Below are 16,686 nucleotides of genomic sequence, written 5' to 3'. Positions count from 1 at the left end.
ATTGAGCTCAAGGAAAAATAAAGTCGAGTTATCCCCTGATCTGTTCCAGTGGTTTTCCAGTCGTCTTGACTCCCCAGGCCAAGACTATAACCCCAGCTAGGGCAGTAACCACTGATAGCATGAGGAATGAGCTCAACTGGTTTGACATGTAGGTAGAGGCAAAGAGTATTGGTCCCACGGCACCTCCAAGGTGACCCAAACCATCCGCAATTCCGTAGCCAAGGGTCCTTATTTTAGTTCCGAATATCTCCGAAGTGTAGGTGTACATTACCGGGAACTTGAAACCCTGCAGGAACATCTCTGCGAAGCCCAGAAGCAGGAAAGTTAAACCGCTGGAGAAGAACCATCCTACGATGACAACGCCTGCGAGTATGTTAACCAAGGCCACGCTAAACTTCCTCTCGAACTTGTCGTTTAGGACTGTGGCCAACACCACGCCAAGGGGATCTCCGTAAAGTATGTACGTGAAGTAGAGCGAAGTGTTGGTGAAGCCATGGGAACCTATGAACTGAAACACCGGATCGGCGAAGAGGGCGTAACCCGTGAAGTAGCTTAGAAACCACACCAGGGTCATTATGGCTATCCCTAGGTCAAATGAGAGCTTACCTCTCCTTTCAGTCCACATCTTGGACTCGGGTAATTTGACCCTGGTTATCAAGGCAATCAGGGAAACTAATAAGCCTGCCAGGAAGAGGAACCTCCACTCTCCATTCAACAGGACAGCGATTGGACCCACCACCAAGGTTGTGAGGAAACCCGATGCCGTAACTAGACCCACGGATCTCCCTCTCCTCTCAGGAGTGACTGTCTCCGATACGTAAGCGGGAACAACGCTAAGCTCACCCTCTATCCCTAGACCTATCAGCAGTTCAGCGGGAATTAGCCAGGAAAAGGATTGTGCCACGAACCCCACAAGTGAGCCAACCGCAACCAATCCCATGGATAGAAGTAGCCCAGGCTTCCTCCCCCTCAGGCTAGAGAGGAGCCCGTTCAACGCCCCACCCAAAGCGTAACCGATCATCTCGGCGGAAAGGGGTAGACTCGCGAGGAGAGGTGACGCGTGAAACTGGGTCCCAGCGTAATTTATGATGTATGGGACGTTAAAAATGTCCCAAAAGGTTAACGACATTCCCAGTGATAGTATTACCAGTTTCCAATTCATAAGGGTAGGTAGGGTTTAAACTATTTAAGCTTTCCTAGATCTTTTTAATCACGGTTCGTAATCTAGGGCCATGAAGAACCCCCTCGAGATGGCTTGCCCTATGGTGGGCTGTTGCCTAACGAACTCCCTGAACTCGACCTTTCCCTTTCCCTCCTTGACCACTGAGATTCCCCTCTCTGCATACGCCTTCTCTAGAAGGTATCTCCTAGTCCCGTCTAGGTGGTGAAGGCTCTTCTCAGTGATCGCGACCCTGTTGTTCTCAGCCCATTTGAAAGCGTAATCCTGGTAGGCGTAGAGGTTTGAGTCTATGAGAATCTCCGTGTTATTTATTTCCTTGAATTGCGGTTGTGTCCTGTCAGGAACTGCCCATAATCCCTCGTCCCGGCTACCCTTGGTATTGAGATGTATCTCCACGTTAAGTCTGGCCAACTCCTTCTCGTAGTACTCCACGATGGAGAGGAACTCCCTCTTCCAGGGATCCATGATCCAGTTCAGCTGACCGCCCAATCTATCCCCCTGCTCTAAAAGGGTCACCTTGAATCCCCTCTTTGCCAGGACTCTAGACGCCTCTAGCCCCGTTAGTCCTCCTCCCACCACTGTGACTCTACCTGAACCTGGTTTTATGGGAAGGAGCTCCCACCCCAGTTCTGGGTTGACGTCACATCTCACCTCCCTGCTGGCAAATCCCCTGCACAGCTGATTGCATCGTATGCAGTACCTCACGGGTTCACCCTTAAGACTCTTGGGTAACCAATCAGGGTCTGCAAGGAGTTGCCTCCCCAGGACCACTGCATCTGCAACCTCCAGCACCTCCTCGGCGTCCTTTAGGGTTATGACGGATCCCACGAGGAGAAGAGGGATCCTAGGTCTTCGCATTTCCTTGGCGTACTCGAGGAAGGCAGGTCTCTTCCAGTAAATGGGCATGGACGATCCCAGGGGGCCATCCCTCCCTGCTGATAGGTGAACGTAGTCCAGATGGGTCTCCACCCTGGAGACTATCTTCGAGACCAACTCTGGAGTAAGTCCCTCGTCGTCAAACTCCGTTACGCTGATCCTTAGCCCCACAGGGATGGATACGCGACTCCTCACCTCCTTTATGAGTTCCTCTAGGAAGATCACTCCGTCTGAGTATCTATCGGTCCTCTTGTTAGTGGCAGGGGATAGGAACTGGGCAATTAGGTAACCGTGGGCTCCATGTAACTCAATTCCGTCAAATCCTGCCCTTTCCGCCCTCTCTGAGGCCTTGGCGAAGTCGTCTATAACCCTCTTGATGTCGTCCTCAGTCATTTCCCTAACAGGATCCATGATGGGAATCGGTGAGGGAGCTATGGGCTCGTTCCCCCAGATGAAACTTCTTCTGGTTTTCCTTCCCACGTGAACCAGTTGTACGAAGACCTTTGACCCCCTTCCGTGAACGGCGTCAACCAACCTGGAGAACTTCGGGACTACCTCGTCGTCGTAAAGTCCCAATTGGTTCGGGGATCCCCTTGCGTCCCTTCTGTTAACGTAAGTGTACTCCGTGATGATGAGTCCAGCTGATATCGCTCTCCTAGAAAGATAGGCAATGTGCTCCTCACTGGGGTAACCCTGAGGCGTTCCCAGGTTCGAGATCATGGGAGACATTACAACCCTATTCCTGACTTCCACATCTCCTATATTGAACGGTTCCAAAAGCTTCATAACCAGAGAATGTGGCTCAACAAAATTTAAGATTATCATTCCAACTAACTACGTTAAAATAGCTATATAGATGATAATAGTAAAAAAAGTTATAAGTTTCAAAACAGAAAAAGTAGTATGAGAGTCAAGTCGGTGAATGTGGAGAAAAGCGGGATCGAGTTTTGTTATAACGAGATATCCGTCATGGTTTACCTTAAGGAGAACGAGATGAGGATAGCCGAGGAAATCACGTATGAGGTAGCGACGGGACCAGTTGTGTCAAACGTGCAGATTGTGCTCAGGGATGGGAAAGTCTACCTTGATTCCCCCTTTGGTCAGAACGTCATAGAGAACCCAGCCAACATAGTGAAGGGCCTTAGGGAGATACTGGAGGGAATAAGGGAGAAGCACCCTTCAGTATACGAGAAGTACAACGAGTTCCTCAAGGCGTTCCAGGCCTAGGCTAACTTGCCCATTTCCTGGATTTCTCCATCCATATCTTCAAATACCACGCTCCCGTCCTGTTTTATCACCACGTAGCCAGGCTTGCCTCCACAGTTGTAGGGAAACGCGAGCAGACCCTGAGTTTTGAGGGCAGAGATGGCGTAAACTGGCATGAGGGAGTCGTCCATGTTCAAGGCCATGCAGTTGGGAATGACCTTGAAGAGAGCATTGAGTACGTCGTTAAGGAGGGACTCGTACTCGTCACCTATGTCCCTCATCCGCTTAACCTTATCCATGATCTGCATGAGGAAATCATTACGTTGGGAAATAAAATATTCATCCCTGAGTGGATGTATAGCTGTGTAATTACATATCACGAATACGCGTAATCCTTATAATATACGTGAACAAATATTTACATGTGCCCACCATCACCATAAGGGTTGATGAGCAACTCAAGAGGAAAATGGACGAGCTTGGTTACATAAACTGGAGCGAAATCATTAGGAGAAAGATAGAAGAGGTAGTGGAGGAGGAGAGCAGGACAAGGAGGAAGAAGGATAATCGAAGAATCCAGGAGGCGTCTGTGAAGTCCCACGAGTTTTCCCTTGTTTATGGAGGTAAGAGATCCGAGGAGAGTATAAGGGAGTGGCGGGACAGGAATTGGCAGTAGTTGACGCCTCCGTTGTTGTTAAGTGGTTTGCAAACGAAGAATATAGTGATGAGTCCGTCCTGCTAAAGGAGGCATATGCAAGAGGATTGGAGGATTTGTCTGCACCTTGCATTCTACCCTTCGAAGTTCTCAACGGCTTAAGGTATACATATGGACTAGGGGAGAGGGAGCTTGAGGAGGTTAACAAGATACTTGAAGATTTTCAATTTACCCTATACGGTTTCGAGAGCTTCATCAAGGATGTAGTGCACCTCTCCTCCGTTTACGGGATAACCGTTTACGACGCATCCTATGTAGCACTTGGTAAGATCCTTGGGCAAACGGTCTACACGGCTGACGAGAAGTTGCTTAGGAAAGTGAAGGAACTCGGCTTTGTGGTACACATAAGGGATTATAAGGTAATATGATCTCGTTGTATACCGATGTCTTGGGAGAACTCCTTCCAGCCAAGGTCTCAGGCAGAACAAGAAAATTAAATTGAAGCATTATACATTTAAGGATTAGCTATATAGACATAGAGTTACTATTCTAAACACATTCAGGCATTCCTTCTCTCATCTTGTTCAAAATTTTAGACACAGCCTCCTCCAGCCCGACGATGCTCGCTTTCCTAGATATCTCTCTCATTGCATAGAGGGATATGGAAGACTTTGCAATCCCGATAGAACGCACTATTTCAACCTTTTGAGCAAGGTTCACTACCTCGCAATTAGACACAGGCTCCTTGATCTTGACCTCGTAAATGACGCAACCTCCCTTAATACAATGTTTCATGCAATGTACTAGAATCCCGTCCTCAAGAAGGACATCCTGAAATGGATTTCTGCTCGTAAATACCCCATCAGCGATCTTCACCAGTTGAATCCTTTCGCTCTCTAGGTCCTCCATGTTCCTCCTTACCACTAGATTCTCTTCCATAGTGTTGATTACTAAGGAAAGTTTATATACTTTAGGTTAACCCTAATTTTAGGTTGACCCTAAAATGTCCAATCAAAAGGCAGTTCCAAGATTAAGAAGAGGAGTAGTTGGCACGCTTGAGGCTGTAGCTCAGGAAATAGCTGCAATGGCGCCCGCGTGTGATACTGTCGCCTTCATTACCTCAGCTGCGGCCTTTGCGTTCGTGCTAACTCCCTTCGCGTTTTTACTAGCGATGCTTACCATGTTCATAGAAGTAAACACGTTATATCATCTGTCAAAGAGACACGCAAGTGCAGGTGGATACTATGGTTACGTGGCCACTGCCTTAGGTCCCTTTACAGCAATAGTAACTGGTCTCATGTATCCGGTATATCAAATAGCTAGTACTGCAGCTATTCCTGTTTACGTTGCAGGCGTGGTACTCCCAGGGGTATTGAATTACTTCTTTGGGATCAGTTTGCCCGGATGGATCTGGATCCCCTTCATCTTAGGCTTCATTCTGGTTCCAATTGGGCTCGCCATTGTGGGGATAAGGCCTCAAATGAAGTACATCAGATATGCTGCTATGACGGAAATAGCGTTTCTGGCTATAACCTCGTTATACATAATCGTAATGTCCCCTGACAATACCCTTAACGTATTCAACCCGTTTGCCTGGAACTCGGTTTACGGAGCTCAATTCGCACCCCTTGGGGGTCCAATTGCTGGATTAGGTCTTGGAATGATATTCGGGTTGACAAGCTTCATTGGATACGGAGGCTCAGCACCCTTAGGTGATGAGGTCAAGAATAGTAAGGCGATTACAAAGGCACTGATGCTTGGGGTAAGCATTGTGGGAATAGTGCTCACCGAGGTAAGTTACGCTTTAACGGTGGGATGGGGAGTGAATAACATGACGAGTTTTGCCAACAGTAGTATACCTGGGATAATTGTGTACGCCCATTTCATGGGAATTGTGGGTGGACTCATGCTTGCCCTATTCGCATTCAATTCAGCTTTCTCGGATAGCGTTGCGATGCAATCCAATGCAGGAAGGGTCTACTTTGCCATGGGAAGAGACGGAATACTCCCCAAGTTCTTTGCCTATGTTCACGAGAAATGGATAACTCCTAGTAAGGCACTTCTCTTTGTGGGGATTGCCTCGAGTATTACAGCAGTGCTATCGGGTTTCGTGATCGGGTGGTTATCAGGAGTTTCACCTTTGCAAATGTTTACGTTAAGTGCTACTTCTCAACAGGTCTCTTTGGCGTTAAGTAACGTTTTTGATTTCCTCACTACCATTGCACTTGTGGGATTTATTGTGGCACATTTTGCGAACAACACTGCAGTAATGGTAATGTTCTACAGGCTCAAGGAGAAACACACAGGGGTTAACAGGATCCTTCATCCCGTGATGCACTACCTTTTACCAGCAGTAGCAACAGCCATATTTGCCTTCGTTCTCTACGAGTCCATATGGCCTCCAGTATTTCCAGTAACGCAAGCGGTAATCGTGGGCGTAGCCTTCTTGGTATTTTCAATATTTTACACTCTCAGGATAAAGAGAAATAACCCGAAGGCCTACAAGAACGCAGGGATCACGGTGAATATTGTGGAGGAAGAGAAGTTGGAGAAGATGAGCAAAGCTGAAAAAGATCCAAATTAATGTGCTGAAATGAAGTAAAATGTCGGATACTATAAAAATTTTTCAGAGATATACATGCTTCTAGAGCCATGCATTTTCTCCTTCACTTAACTACTCGATAGGTAAATTAACCGTTGTCCATACATTTCCGTGAATGAAGAAACTTACCTTCTGGCAGGCCCTCTTCATAGGCTTAGGTAACATAATTGGGGCAGGAATATTCGTCATGGCGGGCGCCACCATATCCGCTGCGGGCCCTGGGGCAATTCTAGCCTTCGTCATCACGGCAATTTATGCCATGACCGTGGGCCTCAATAGCGCCGAACTATCCTCGATTTACACTGATGTGGAAGGTGGAGTTTACAGCTTTACCCTAAAGACCTTAGGTGGGATGAGTGGTTTTCTCGTGGGATGGTTTAGGGTAATCGCATATTCTATTAGCGGAGCTGCGACGGCACTGGGTTTCTCGGGATACATGACCCAACTTGGTATTCCGTCAATTTTGTATTACCCTATGGCTGTGATCCTTATCGTGGTATTACTTTTTCTCAATTATTTGGGATTGAGACTCGTGGCCAACGTCGAAACGATTCTCGTTCTCGTGAACCTCTTTAGTCTTATCATGTTTACGGTATCTACTCTCGTCATAGCAGGAGTCAGAGTTCACAACTTCACGCCCTTTCTTCCTCACGGCGTGACGGGGTTATTTCTGGCCTCAAACTTAGCATTTTTCGCTTACTCTGGATTTAACACCATAGCGACCCTCACTCCCTCAACCGAGAACGGCGAGAAGGTGATTCCTAGAGCTATCGTGTGGTCTCTGGTCATAACATCCCTCATTTACATTTCGGTCATCTTTGCCATGGTGGATGCAGTACCTTACACATACTACGGGCTATCCTCGGCGCCGCTCTCCCTCACCCTTAGTTCCATACATGCGCCGTCCGTGATATATTACGTAATTGGGGCCTCGGCCTTAATTGCAACCGTAAGCGTTACACTCTCAATAATTGTGGCGGGGCAAAGGACTCTCGATCAATTGTCCAAGGACTTTCAACTTCCAGTGAGACATCCTCTCATTCTAGTGGGGGCAATTATGGTTGTCTCACTATTCCTAGGAAACGTGGAGAGCATAGCTCTAGCCAGTAATTTCGGAATAGTATTCTCCTACATGTTAACAGGACTTGAGGTAATGATTTCCAGGCACAGAGGTCTTCGCGGGGTTTTCAGATCGCCGGGCTATCCCATACTTCAGTTGATATCCACAGCCCTATCTGCGGTGTTCCTTATCTCACTGGGAATTCAGTCCCTTGAGATAGGAGTGGTGACCCTTTTCCTTGGAATACTAGTCTACGAGGCCCTAAGGGAGACCAGGCTAAGAAAATAGTTTCCCGGTTCTCACGAGTATTTATAATATTGTTTCTCAAATATTATCTTGATGAGCAATCAACCCTTGAGGAGCATATCCTCGTCCAAGAGGATAGTTAGGTTGTTGCCCATTCTTTTTTACCTCTATCTAGTAAATTTTCTAGATAGAGTTAACATATCCTATGCAATTTCAGCGGGGATGTTCAAGGATTTGGGAGTTCCCAAGAGTAGCGCGGATCTTATAGCCTCCATTGCCTCTAGTCTATTCTTCGTAGCTTACGCTATCCCTCAGGTATTCTCCAACCTAGGCATAAGCAGAATTGGAGTTAGGAAGGTATTTGCGTTAGCCTTCACCGCATGGGGGATAATCACAATTCTCACAGGGTTTGTTCAGAACGTTCCTGAAGTCTACCTGCTTAGGTTCCTCCTTGGACTCGCTGAAGCTCCTTTCTACGCGGGCGTAATCTTTTACCTCAGCGTGTGGTTCCTGAGGGACGAAAGGGGATTCGCAAATAGCCTGTTCAATGCAGCCATCCCTGTCTCAGGGATAATAGGAGGACTCATAGCTGGTTCATTCTTCTCTGTGTTTGGAGATGATCCCGGATGGAGATACCTATTCGTGGCTGAGGGTGTACTGGCTCTCGTGTCGGTGGCTGTTATCTGGCTTTTACTCACCGACTTTCCCAAGGATGCAAAGTGGTTAAGTGAGGGGGAGAAAGAGGAACTTCTAAGCAAGATAAAGGTTGAAAAGGAGGAGAAGCAGAAGCTAGTTTCCCACGCCTCGTGGAGGAGGGCGCTAGGTGATAGGGATGTACTTCTCCTGGTGCTGATATATTTCCTTGGCGTAACGTCACTGTACGGTTACACCATCTGGTTGCCGTCAATCATTAAGAGCTTCGGCGTCTCCGCCTCAACTGCAAGTTACCTCACTGTTATACCATATCTCGTTGCCTCAATCTCGCTCATCTTCATCTCCAGGTATTCAGACAGGGCCGGAGTTAGGAAATCTCTGGCCTTGGCAATATTTCTCGTTGCAGGGATTGGGCTATCCTTAAGTGCATTTACACTCAAGACGCCAGTGATTTCGTTCCTATTCTTCGTAATCTCTGCTATTGGAATTTACAGTTTCATTCCAGTATTCTGGACTATACCCACTGAATTCCTAAGCGAGGAGTCAGCTGCAGCGTCCATAGGACTAATAAACGCACTGGGCAACTTGGGTGGGATCGCTGGTCCCATCATAGTAGGCTTCCTAGAGAGCTTAACGGGGGTTTTCACGGCAGGTGTTTACTCCCTCGCCCTCTTCGACATCCTAGCAGGGCTTGTGGTATTACTAGTCAGAAAGAGCAGATGAGATCCGAGAAAAGTTAGATACCATTTTTAGAAGACAAACACATAAATTTTTGTAGTTGTAAGAATCCTGTTTCTTTCATGGGACACAAGTTTTTCCTCAGAGTCGTTTCGCGCTCCTCGTGGGAAACGGGATAAATCCTGTAGATCTATAATCTTTCAGTTGCTCTTCCCTCTTAAGATTAATAATCATGTTTTTGTATAGATTTATACATGGTTACCGTTCAAGACTTTTTCCGGAAGTTCATAGAATTTCAGAACTCTCCCAATGAGAAGTCCCTTCAGGAGATAGTTAAACTCGTTGGTCAACTAGACCTAAGGAGGTTTAACTGGGTAAGAGACGTCTTTGAGGACATTCACGTTAAGGAGAGGGGGAGTAAGACGGCCCTGATCTGGAGGGACATAAACACAGGCGAGGAGGCAAAACTGAGCTATCATGAGCTGTCCTTGATGTCCAACAGAGTGCTGAGCACGTTGAGGAAACACGGCCTGAAGAAGGGAGATGTGGTCTATCTAATGACCAAGGTTCACCCCATGCACTGGGCAGTGTTCTTGGCCGTAATTAAGGGAGGTTTCGTGATGGTTCCAAGTGCAACCAACCTAACTGTAGCAGAGATGAAGTACAGGTTCTCGGACCTGAAGCCCAGCGCCATCATCTCTGACTCATTGAGGGCCTCAGTGATGGAGGAGGCACTAGGTTCCCTCAAGGTCGAGAAATTCCTCATCGATGGGAAGAGGGAGACCTGGAATTCCCTGGAGGATGAATCCAGTAACGCGGAACCGGAGGATACCAGGGGTGAAGACGTGATAATAAACTACTTCACCTCAGGGACCACTGGGATGCCCAAGAGGGTTATCCACACAGCAGTGTCCTACCCCGTGGGATCGATCACCACAGCCTCCATAGTCGGCGTCAGGGAGAGCGATCTCCACTTAAACCTAAGTGCCACAGGATGGGCCAAGTTCGCGTGGAGCTCATTCTTCTCTCCCCTTCTAGTAGGGGCAACCGTGGTGGGAATAAATTATGAGGGAAAGCTGGACACTAGAAGGTATCTAGGCGAGGTCGAGAACCTGGGAGTGACCAGCTTTTGTGCCCCTCCCACCGCCTGGAGGCAATTCATTACCCTCGACCTTGATCAATTCAGGTTTGAGAGATTAAGGTCCGTAGTCAGTGCAGGGGAACCCCTCAACCCCGAGGTCATAAAGATCTGGAAGGACAAGTTCAACCTTACCATAAGGGACTTTTACGGCCAGACTGAGACCACCGCAATGGTGGGGAACTTCCCCTTCCTCAAGGTGAAACCTGGGTCCATGGGCAAGCCACATCCCCTCTACGACATAAGGCTTCTTGACGATGAAGGCAAGGAGATTACGAAACCCTATGAGGTGGGTCATATAACCGTGAAGTTGAACCCTAGGCCCATTGGTCTTTTCCTGGGTTATAGTGACGAGAAAAAGAACATGGAGTCCTTTAGGGAAGGATATTACTACACGGGTGACAAGGCGTATTTCGACGAGGAGGGATACTTTTACTTCGTGGGAAGGGGAGATGACGTAATAAAGACCTCAGACTACAGGGTGGGACCATTTGAGGTGGAGAGTGCTCTCTTGGAACATCCCGCAGTTGCCGAGGCCGCAGTCGTTGGAGTCCCTGATACTGTGAGGTGGCAATTGGTGAAGGCCTACATAGTCCTGAAGAAGGGGTACATGCCTAGCAAGGAGCTGGCCGAGGAAATAAGGGAGAAGATGAAGACCCTTCTCTCGCCTTACAAGGTACCTAGGATTATCGAGTTTGTGGATGAACTTCCGAAGACCATTAGCGGTAAGATCAGGAGGGTTGAACTCAGGAAGAGGGAGGAGGAAAAGAGGAAGAAGGGAGAGGTGGGACAGAACGAGTACGTCTTCTGAGGTGAGGACGCATACAGCCCTTCACGTGGTAAAGGGTGCCCTTCAAAGCGTGCTTAACACTAAGATTACCTATTCAACTTACGTTAAGGAAAGTCACGGAAGAATATCTGTGATCATGGATAGGAAACCAACAGACCTAGAAATGGAGAACATCATTCGTGAGGCCAATAGGATTGTGAATGAAGGGTTACCTATCCTAAGGGAGGTAGTTCCCAGGAACGAGGCTGAGAAAATCTACGGTAACGACATTTACGACTACTTCCCTGTCCCCCCGGAGGTTAAGGAACTGGTTATCGTGAAGATTCCCGGATGGAACATAAACGCCTGCGCCAAGGATCACACCCAAACAACTAAGGAGATAGGCGTAATACGCCTGGATTACTGGAGATTTAGACAAGCTAAAAGACTTCTTGAGGTAGCCTTCGACGTTACCTAAATCAACTAAAGGATGAAACAATGGAACTCATTGAATTTATCACTGGTAAATCCTCAATCTTACCTGAATACTCGAATAGTTCCTCCATGAATGGTACTTGAACCACTGTGTTAAATCTGGTAAGATCAAGCTTGGGAAGCTTGTAGTTTGGAGGTACCATGTTAATAACCAAAGATCTTCCCTTCACGTTAAGGTTCTTTGACCATTTACTCCAAAGGTAATCATCGTAATCAAGGGTCATTTTCAGGTTTACCTCCAGTGAATCAGACACGTAAACCCAGTAGGAGTGGGTGTGCGGATACTTACTCAGGTACATCCCTATCTCAAGGCTAAACTCGATCTCGCTAGGCTCTATCATACCCCTGTTATCGTATACTACATAATCGTGGGGAAGGGAAATAACTTCCCTATACTTCTCCCTCACCTTTGTAGCTATGTCCTCCCTCGAGAATAACCTCACGTCCTCCACAAGTCTCGGCCCATCGCCATAAAACTTGAGAATGTGGAGAACTCCCTTGTCCACGTTCAACGTTTTCAAGTAATCATGTTCCTCATTATCTATGATACTAGCCATGAGACCTTTTCCCTTAATTCCTGCTAACCATGAGATGTAACCTGTCATGTCCCTGTCCACAACTATGATTTTCTTTCCCAGGGAGAGAAGGAACCTCACTAGAAGGAGAGTGGTCATCGACTTCCCAACTCCTCCTTTGGCCCCCAATACTACAATCCTCATATGTGAAAATTAGATTGATGGTACAAAAGAATTTTGTAAGATTGGTGAAGTTAGTGTCTTTCAGGTCTGAAACAAGTCCATATAAGATTTCTCATCTGGGGAGTGTTCGTTTAGTTACCGAAAGTCTACCCCATATTACTCTGCATATATACTGTAACTAGGGATGAGTTCATTAATGCGTGTTGTGCAATCATTGTATGACTCAGATAGAGGATGAGCTCGAATCTATTGCACGCAGATTTCCCTTCAGATACGTCGAGGTTAGGCATCATCAAATTTCGTCAAGAGTAATTTCCCTAATGAACGGTGAGTTGCTCGGGGTTTACGATGAGATTGAGGGAGGATACTCCGTTAGATACTTCAATGATGCCCTCTTTTTCGTTTCATCACAGAACCCGAACGAATTTGAGCCAAGTCCTGAAAGGGTCATGGGATGGTCAAGTGACTTTTTGGATAGTGAACCCGAGAATGGAACCTATCAGGTAGATGAGAAAACTCCCCTCTCCTCAATTTCCCTGGAGGAGAAGATTGCCCTCCTGAAGGACATCTCCAAGGAGGTGTTATCCCAGAGGATAGAGTCAAAGCTTCACAACTTCGTTCTGACCTATTCCGAGAGCGTAGAGGAGAAGGAGATCCTAATTAATGGTTCCAGGATTGTAGGCCGTGTCCCTAGAATCCTCGTCTCATACAACCTAGTTATGTCTGGGAACGGTAGAACCATTACGGCGTGGCATGAGTTGGGAGAGAGTGGAGGGCTGGAGAGATTGAAGGAACTCAAGGTGGGAAGTCATCTAGTGGAGAGGGTCAAGTCTCTCGATCTTATTCTCCAGAGAGGGAAAGGAATAACCACAGGGAGGAGGGACGTGGTTCTTAGCCCCATCCTAAGCGGGATTATGGCTCATGAGTCAGTGGGACATCCCTTTGAGGCTGACCGTGTTCTAGGAAGGGAGTTTGCGCAGGCTGGAACCAGTTACCTAGCTATTATGAACTCAAGGAAAATTGGTAACCCTGCGGTGAATGTGGCAGACGATCCAACAATACAGAATAGCATGGGCTATTTCCTTGTAGATGACGAGGGAGTCAAGGCCAGGAGGAAGCTCCTAATAAGGGAAGGTGAGGTAAACGAGCTATTGCAGAATAGATTCACAGCTAAAAGGGGGAACGTTCCCAACAACGGATCCGCTAGGGCGTCTAGTTTTGATAGGGAACCGCTGATTAGGATGTCTAACACATTTTTCGTTCCAGGGGACATGAACTTCAGGGAACTAGTCGAGGATGTGAAAGAGGGGATATTCTTCAAGACCTATATGGAGTGGAACATAGACGACATGAGGATGGGTCAGAGATACATTGGGCTTGAGGCCTACGAGATAAAACATGGGGAGGTTGGGGAACCGGTCCTTTTCCCTGTCCTTGAGGGAAAGACCACGGAGTTCCTCTCAGCTATTGACGGGGCAGACGACTCGTTGGAGTTTTACCCTGGCACTTGTGGGAAGGGGGACCCAGACCAAGGAATACCAGTCTCCATGGGTGGCCCAAACCTCAGGCTCAGGAACGTCATGGTTAAGGTGATTTAAATGAACGCGTACGCTGTACAGGAGATATCTAGTCAGACTCTAGTCATCAAGGTTGTGGAGAGCAAGATTGAGACCATTCAAAGGTTGAGGGACAAGTACTACAACGTCCTCCTGAGAAAGGGGAACAGGTTCACCGTGACCAAGGTCAGTTCCTTAGACAAGGTGAGCCTGGATAAGGCCCTGGATAAGCTTCCCGAGTCCAGAATAGTTCCCACGGTGTTGGAGAGGTCAGGTAAATACTCCTTCTCCAAGGTTGATAAGGGGGTAGTGAACCTCTTTGAGGATTCCTCACGCCTCCTACCTCTCCTCAACTCCAGGTACCCCCTATACGGCACTGTCACGGCAACCGTAATTACCAAGAGGCTCACCACAATTCACGGATTTGAGGGGGAGGAGAGTAGAACCTGGTTCCAGGGATATTTCAGGGCCAAGAATGGGGATTATAGCGGACAATGGGCGTTTGCCTCCTCCTTCTACGACGAGAGAAAGGTGAAGGACACGATCTCCAGGGCTGAGGAGTATGCCTCCATCACGGGAAAATACGAAATCTCAGACGGAAAGTATGACGTTGTACTCTCCCCTCTGGTCATGGGTAATCTCATGGCTACTGTGGCCTACTCTGCCTCAGGTTACAGTATAATGACAGGAAACAGCTTTCTCTCAACCCACAAGCCAGGTGATGTTGTGGCCAGCCAGAAATTCACGTTGATCGATAACCCCAAGGGAGACGAGTTAAATTCCTGGGAATTCGACGACGAGGCGGTGCCTACTAGGAAGACAACCATAGTGAACAAGGGGGTCTACACGAGTCCCCTCCTCAACATAGAGGTTGGGAAGATGCTTAATCAAGACACCACAGGAAACGCAGGTTGGGTCTACCCAAGGCCGTGGACTCTGGAGGTCCTTCCTGGAGAGGTGTCAGAGAGCTCCCTGCTGGAGGGTAATGTGATCCTCTTCAACAATAACTGGTACACCAGGTTCCAGAACAGAGCTGAGGGACAGTTTTCGACCGTTGGGAGGGATGCAGTTGTGGTAATAAGGGGAGGTAAACCTGCAGGAGTGGCAGGAAGGGTGAGGATAGCTGACAAACTGGGAAAAATAATCTCCGGAATAAGGGAGCTTTCCAAGGAAAGATATCCTGTAGCTTGGTGGGACGCACCCCTACCTGGGGTTTACCCATTCGCCCTGGTCGAGGGAGTGAACTTAACCAGAGCTTAGTTGATTACGTAGAGCCTTTTTATCTATCTTATTAGTGGAAGTCTTCGGGAATTCCTTTACGAAGACGAACCTGTCTGGAATCCACCACTTCTGCAACTTCCCTTCCTCGACCTTAGTCAATAGGAACTGTCTTATCTCCTCTTCCTTTAGATCTCCCTTGGGAACAATGAATGCCACAGGTCTCTCTCCCCACTTCTCGTCCTTCATCCCCACAATGGCTACCTCTCCTACCTTAGGATGGGTGGAGATGATGTCCTCAAGTATAAGCGAGGGGATGAACTCGCCTCCGCTCTTTATGGCGTCCTTATCCCTGTCCACGATCCTGATGTATCCATACTTGTCCACAACCGCCAGGTCTCCAGTATGAAGCCATGAGTCCTTCCAGAGCTTTTCGGTCCTCTCGGGATCCTTATAATACGACCTCGTTAGCCAAGGCGCCCTGGCAACTATCTCGCCCACAGTCTTCTCGTCCCTAGGAACGTCGTTTCCCTTCTCATCAACTACCCTTACCTGAGACAGGGGTATGGGTACTCCTGTCTTTATCTGTTGGAGGAACCTATCCTCCTCTGGCAACTTCTCCACCTCGGGTGTGTAGTAGGCCACAGTTAGCACAGGTGCTGTCTCGGACATCCCATATCCTACGGCAATGTTTATCCCCATCTTCCTAGCTGCATATGCCAGTTCAGTGGGCAAAGCCGACCCACCTATCATAACCTTCCAACCCTTAAACACCTCTGGATATTTGGACGCGTTGGGGTGAGATAGAATCATGTAAAGGATTGTGGGAACCATGGCGGAGAATGTAACGTGTTCCTTTCTCATGAGTTCTATCTCCATCGCTGGGTCATACCTACCAGGCAGAACATAATTTGCCCCCACGAGCATCGTGACGTAGGGGAACCCCCACTGGTGAACGTGGAACATGGGAACGAGAATCATGAAGTTGTCGTCCTGTGACGACCTAAGTGGAGGCTTAGATGTGGTGAGCGCCACGCTCATGGAATGAAGAACCAGGTCCCTGTGCGTGAACCATATACCCTTCGGCTCACCTGTGGTACCAGAGGTATAGAAAACGGTCGCCTGCATGTCCTCCTTGATCTCCTGGGGAGGCAACCTTTCACCGCTCTCCTGGAGCTCCCAGAAATCGTGGGTAGGGAAACTAGTCTTAACCTTCTCTCTCTCATCTGAATATGTGATCACTCCCTTCAGCCCGCCAAGAAAGGCCTTTCCCTTCTCGAGGAGCGGGGTAAACTCATCCCTGACAATGGCCCATTTATCCTCAGCGTGAAGCACCGTCTTAAGCATGACCTCAGGGGGATATCTAACGTTAACTGTGTGCAGGACAGCCCCTATCATGGGCACGGCGTAATATGCTGTCATGTAAACGTCTGTGTCCCAGTCAACTACAGCCACCTTGTCACCTGGCTTCACGCCAATCTTAAGAAGCGATTGAGCGAAGGCTTCTACTCTCTCCCTAAACTTGGAAAATGTGTAACGCCTCCTATCCCTATACACGATCTCCTTGCTTGAGTACACGGTGGACCCGTAGTCGAGGAGCTTATCCACCGTTAAATTGTAGTTATAATATCCCATGCATATCATACCTTTTCTTA

16 protein-coding genes are annotated in these 16,686 nt (G+C 47.9%); 10 read left to right on the top strand and 6 right to left on the bottom strand.

Annotation, left to right across the window (positions count from 1 at the left end; all coding sequences use genetic code 11):
* Window positions 1–28: 28 nt before the first annotated feature.
* Both MSED_RS02140 and MSED_RS02135 read right to left on the bottom strand, forming a co-directional pair.
* Window positions 29–1,162: an MFS transporter gene (locus tag MSED_RS02140; protein WP_012020381.1), complete on the bottom strand. Its 1,134-nt coding sequence runs from the start codon at window positions 1,160–1,162 to the stop codon at window positions 29–31.
* Between the two features lie 48 nt (window positions 1,163–1,210).
* Window positions 1,211–2,842 (bottom strand): oxidoreductase, encoded by a 1,632-nt coding sequence (locus MSED_RS02135; protein ID WP_048059968.1) that lies wholly within the window; start codon window positions 2,840–2,842, stop codon window positions 1,211–1,213.
* Between the two features lie 117 nt (window positions 2,843–2,959).
* Between MSED_RS02135 and MSED_RS02130 the strand changes: the two genes are divergently transcribed.
* Window positions 2,960–3,283 carry a hypothetical protein gene (locus MSED_RS02130; protein WP_012020379.1) on the top strand — a complete coding sequence of 108 codons (324 nt, stop codon included), beginning with the start codon at window positions 2,960–2,962 and terminating at the stop codon, window positions 3,281–3,283.
* Here MSED_RS02130 and MSED_RS02125 read toward each other — a convergent pair.
* On the bottom strand, window positions 3,280–3,570 hold the full coding sequence (locus MSED_RS02125) for a hypothetical protein (protein WP_048059967.1): 291 nt from the start codon (window positions 3,568–3,570) through the stop codon (window positions 3,280–3,282). The two genes, MSED_RS02130 and MSED_RS02125, sit on opposite strands and share 4 nt — an antisense overlap.
* A gap of 116 nt (window positions 3,571–3,686) precedes the next feature.
* Between MSED_RS02125 and MSED_RS02120 the strand changes: the two genes are divergently transcribed.
* Together MSED_RS02120 and MSED_RS02115 are read left to right on the top strand one after the other, a co-directional pair.
* Window positions 3,687–3,938 carry a hypothetical protein gene (locus MSED_RS02120; RefSeq protein ID WP_048059966.1) on the top strand — a complete coding sequence of 84 codons (252 nt, stop codon included), beginning with the start codon at window positions 3,687–3,689 and terminating at the stop codon, window positions 3,936–3,938.
* Window positions 3,929–4,345, top strand: coding sequence for a type II toxin-antitoxin system VapC family toxin (locus tag MSED_RS02115; RefSeq protein ID WP_048060238.1), 417 nt, complete (start codon window positions 3,929–3,931; stop codon window positions 4,343–4,345). The genes MSED_RS02120 and MSED_RS02115 overlap by 10 nt, the downstream gene beginning before the upstream one ends.
* Window positions 4,346–4,466: 121 nt before the next feature.
* On the opposite strand, the gene MSED_RS02110 is transcribed toward MSED_RS02115, so the two are convergent.
* Window positions 4,467–4,856, bottom strand: coding sequence for a hypothetical protein (locus MSED_RS02110; protein ID WP_012020375.1), 390 nt, complete (start codon window positions 4,854–4,856; stop codon window positions 4,467–4,469).
* A gap of 64 nt (window positions 4,857–4,920) precedes the next feature.
* On the opposite strand from MSED_RS02110, the gene MSED_RS02105 reads away from it, so the two are divergent.
* The 5 genes from MSED_RS02105 (at window position 4,921) to MSED_RS02085 (ending at window position 11,542) form a co-directional block, all read left to right on the top strand.
* On the top strand, window positions 4,921–6,501 hold the full coding sequence (locus MSED_RS02105; RefSeq protein ID WP_012020374.1) for an APC family permease: 1,581 nt from the start codon (window positions 4,921–4,923) through the stop codon (window positions 6,499–6,501).
* 133 nt (window positions 6,502–6,634) lie between these two features.
* Window positions 6,635–7,867 (top strand): APC family permease, encoded by a 1,233-nt coding sequence (locus MSED_RS02100; protein ID WP_012020373.1) that lies wholly within the window; start codon window positions 6,635–6,637, stop codon window positions 7,865–7,867.
* Between the two features lie 51 nt (window positions 7,868–7,918).
* A complete protein-coding gene (locus MSED_RS02095; protein WP_012020372.1) occupies window positions 7,919–9,202 on the top strand; it encodes an MFS transporter in 1,284 nt (427 codons plus the stop codon).
* Window positions 9,203–9,411: 209 nt separating this feature from the next.
* Entirely contained in the window at window positions 9,412–11,106 is a 1,695-nt protein-coding gene (locus MSED_RS02090; protein ID WP_012020371.1) for an acyl--CoA ligase, read from the top strand.
* 1 nt (window position 11,107) lies between these two features.
* Window positions 11,108–11,542 carry an alanyl-tRNA editing protein gene (locus MSED_RS02085; protein WP_012020370.1) on the top strand — a complete coding sequence of 145 codons (435 nt, stop codon included), beginning with the start codon at window positions 11,108–11,110 and terminating at the stop codon, window positions 11,540–11,542.
* A gap of 1 nt (window position 11,543) precedes the next feature.
* On the opposite strand, the gene MSED_RS02080 is transcribed toward MSED_RS02085, so the two are convergent.
* Window positions 11,544–12,278 (bottom strand): nucleotide-binding protein, encoded by a 735-nt coding sequence (locus MSED_RS02080; protein WP_012020369.1) that lies wholly within the window; start codon window positions 12,276–12,278, stop codon window positions 11,544–11,546.
* Window positions 12,279–12,475: 197 nt separating this feature from the next.
* On the opposite strand from MSED_RS02080, the gene MSED_RS02075 reads away from it, so the two are divergent.
* The gene (locus tag MSED_RS02075; RefSeq protein WP_012020368.1) at window positions 12,476–13,855 is read left to right on the top strand and encodes a TldD/PmbA family protein; all 1,380 of its coding nucleotides are present in this window, start codon (window positions 12,476–12,478) and stop codon (window positions 13,853–13,855) included.
* Window positions 13,856–15,073, top strand: coding sequence for a TldD/PmbA family protein (locus tag MSED_RS02070; protein ID WP_012020367.1), 1,218 nt, complete (start codon window positions 13,856–13,858; stop codon window positions 15,071–15,073).
* Here the strand turns inward: MSED_RS02070 and MSED_RS02065 are convergent.
* Window positions 15,059–16,666 carry a long-chain-fatty-acid--CoA ligase gene (locus MSED_RS02065; RefSeq protein ID WP_012020366.1) on the bottom strand — a complete coding sequence of 536 codons (1,608 nt, stop codon included), beginning with the start codon at window positions 16,664–16,666 and terminating at the stop codon, window positions 15,059–15,061. The genes MSED_RS02070 and MSED_RS02065 overlap by 15 nt on opposite strands.
* Between the last annotated feature and the right edge of the window lie 20 nt (window positions 16,667–16,686).

Origin of the sequence: Metallosphaera sedula DSM 5348 (genome assembly GCF_000016605.1) — an archaeon.
Classification (GTDB): Archaea; Thermoproteota; Thermoprotei_A; order Sulfolobales; family Sulfolobaceae; genus Metallosphaera; species Metallosphaera sedula.
Note: the sequence above shows the minus strand (reverse complement) of the source record. Positions and strands in the feature narration are given on the sequence as shown.

Bases quoted from the DNA above. Each gene is read 5' to 3' on its own strand.
- MSED_RS02140 (WP_012020381.1), bottom strand. From the start codon at position 1,162: ATGAATTGGAAACTGGTAATACTATCACTGGGAATGTCGTTAACCTTT.
- MSED_RS02095 (WP_012020372.1), top strand. From the start codon at position 7,919: ATGAGCAATCAACCCTTGAGGAGCATATCCTCGTCCAAGAGGATAGTT.
- MSED_RS02090 (WP_012020371.1), top strand. From the start codon at position 9,412: ATGGTTACCGTTCAAGACTTTTTCCGGAAGTTCATAGAATTTCAGAAC.
- MSED_RS02075 (WP_012020368.1), top strand. From the start codon at position 12,476: ATGACTCAGATAGAGGATGAGCTCGAATCTATTGCACGCAGATTTCCC.
- MSED_RS02105 (WP_012020374.1), top strand. From the start codon at position 4,921: ATGTCCAATCAAAAGGCAGTTCCAAGATTAAGAAGAGGAGTAGTTGGC.
- MSED_RS02100 (WP_012020373.1), top strand. From the start codon at position 6,635: ATGAAGAAACTTACCTTCTGGCAGGCCCTCTTCATAGGCTTAGGTAAC.
- MSED_RS02110 (WP_012020375.1), bottom strand. From the start codon at position 4,856: ATGGAAGAGAATCTAGTGGTAAGGAGGAACATGGAGGACCTAGAGAGC.
- MSED_RS02130 (WP_012020379.1), top strand. From the start codon at position 2,960: ATGAGAGTCAAGTCGGTGAATGTGGAGAAAAGCGGGATCGAGTTTTGT.
- MSED_RS02070 (WP_012020367.1), top strand. From the start codon at position 13,856: ATGAACGCGTACGCTGTACAGGAGATATCTAGTCAGACTCTAGTCATC.
- MSED_RS02125 (WP_048059967.1), bottom strand. From the start codon at position 3,570: ATGCAGATCATGGATAAGGTTAAGCGGATGAGGGACATAGGTGACGAG.
- MSED_RS02135 (WP_048059968.1), bottom strand. From the start codon at position 2,842: ATGAAGCTTTTGGAACCGTTCAATATAGGAGATGTGGAAGTCAGGAAT.
- MSED_RS02065 (WP_012020366.1), bottom strand. From the start codon at position 16,666: ATGGGATATTATAACTACAATTTAACGGTGGATAAGCTCCTCGACTAC.
- MSED_RS02080 (WP_012020369.1), bottom strand. From the start codon at position 12,278: ATGAGGATTGTAGTATTGGGGGCCAAAGGAGGAGTTGGGAAGTCGATG.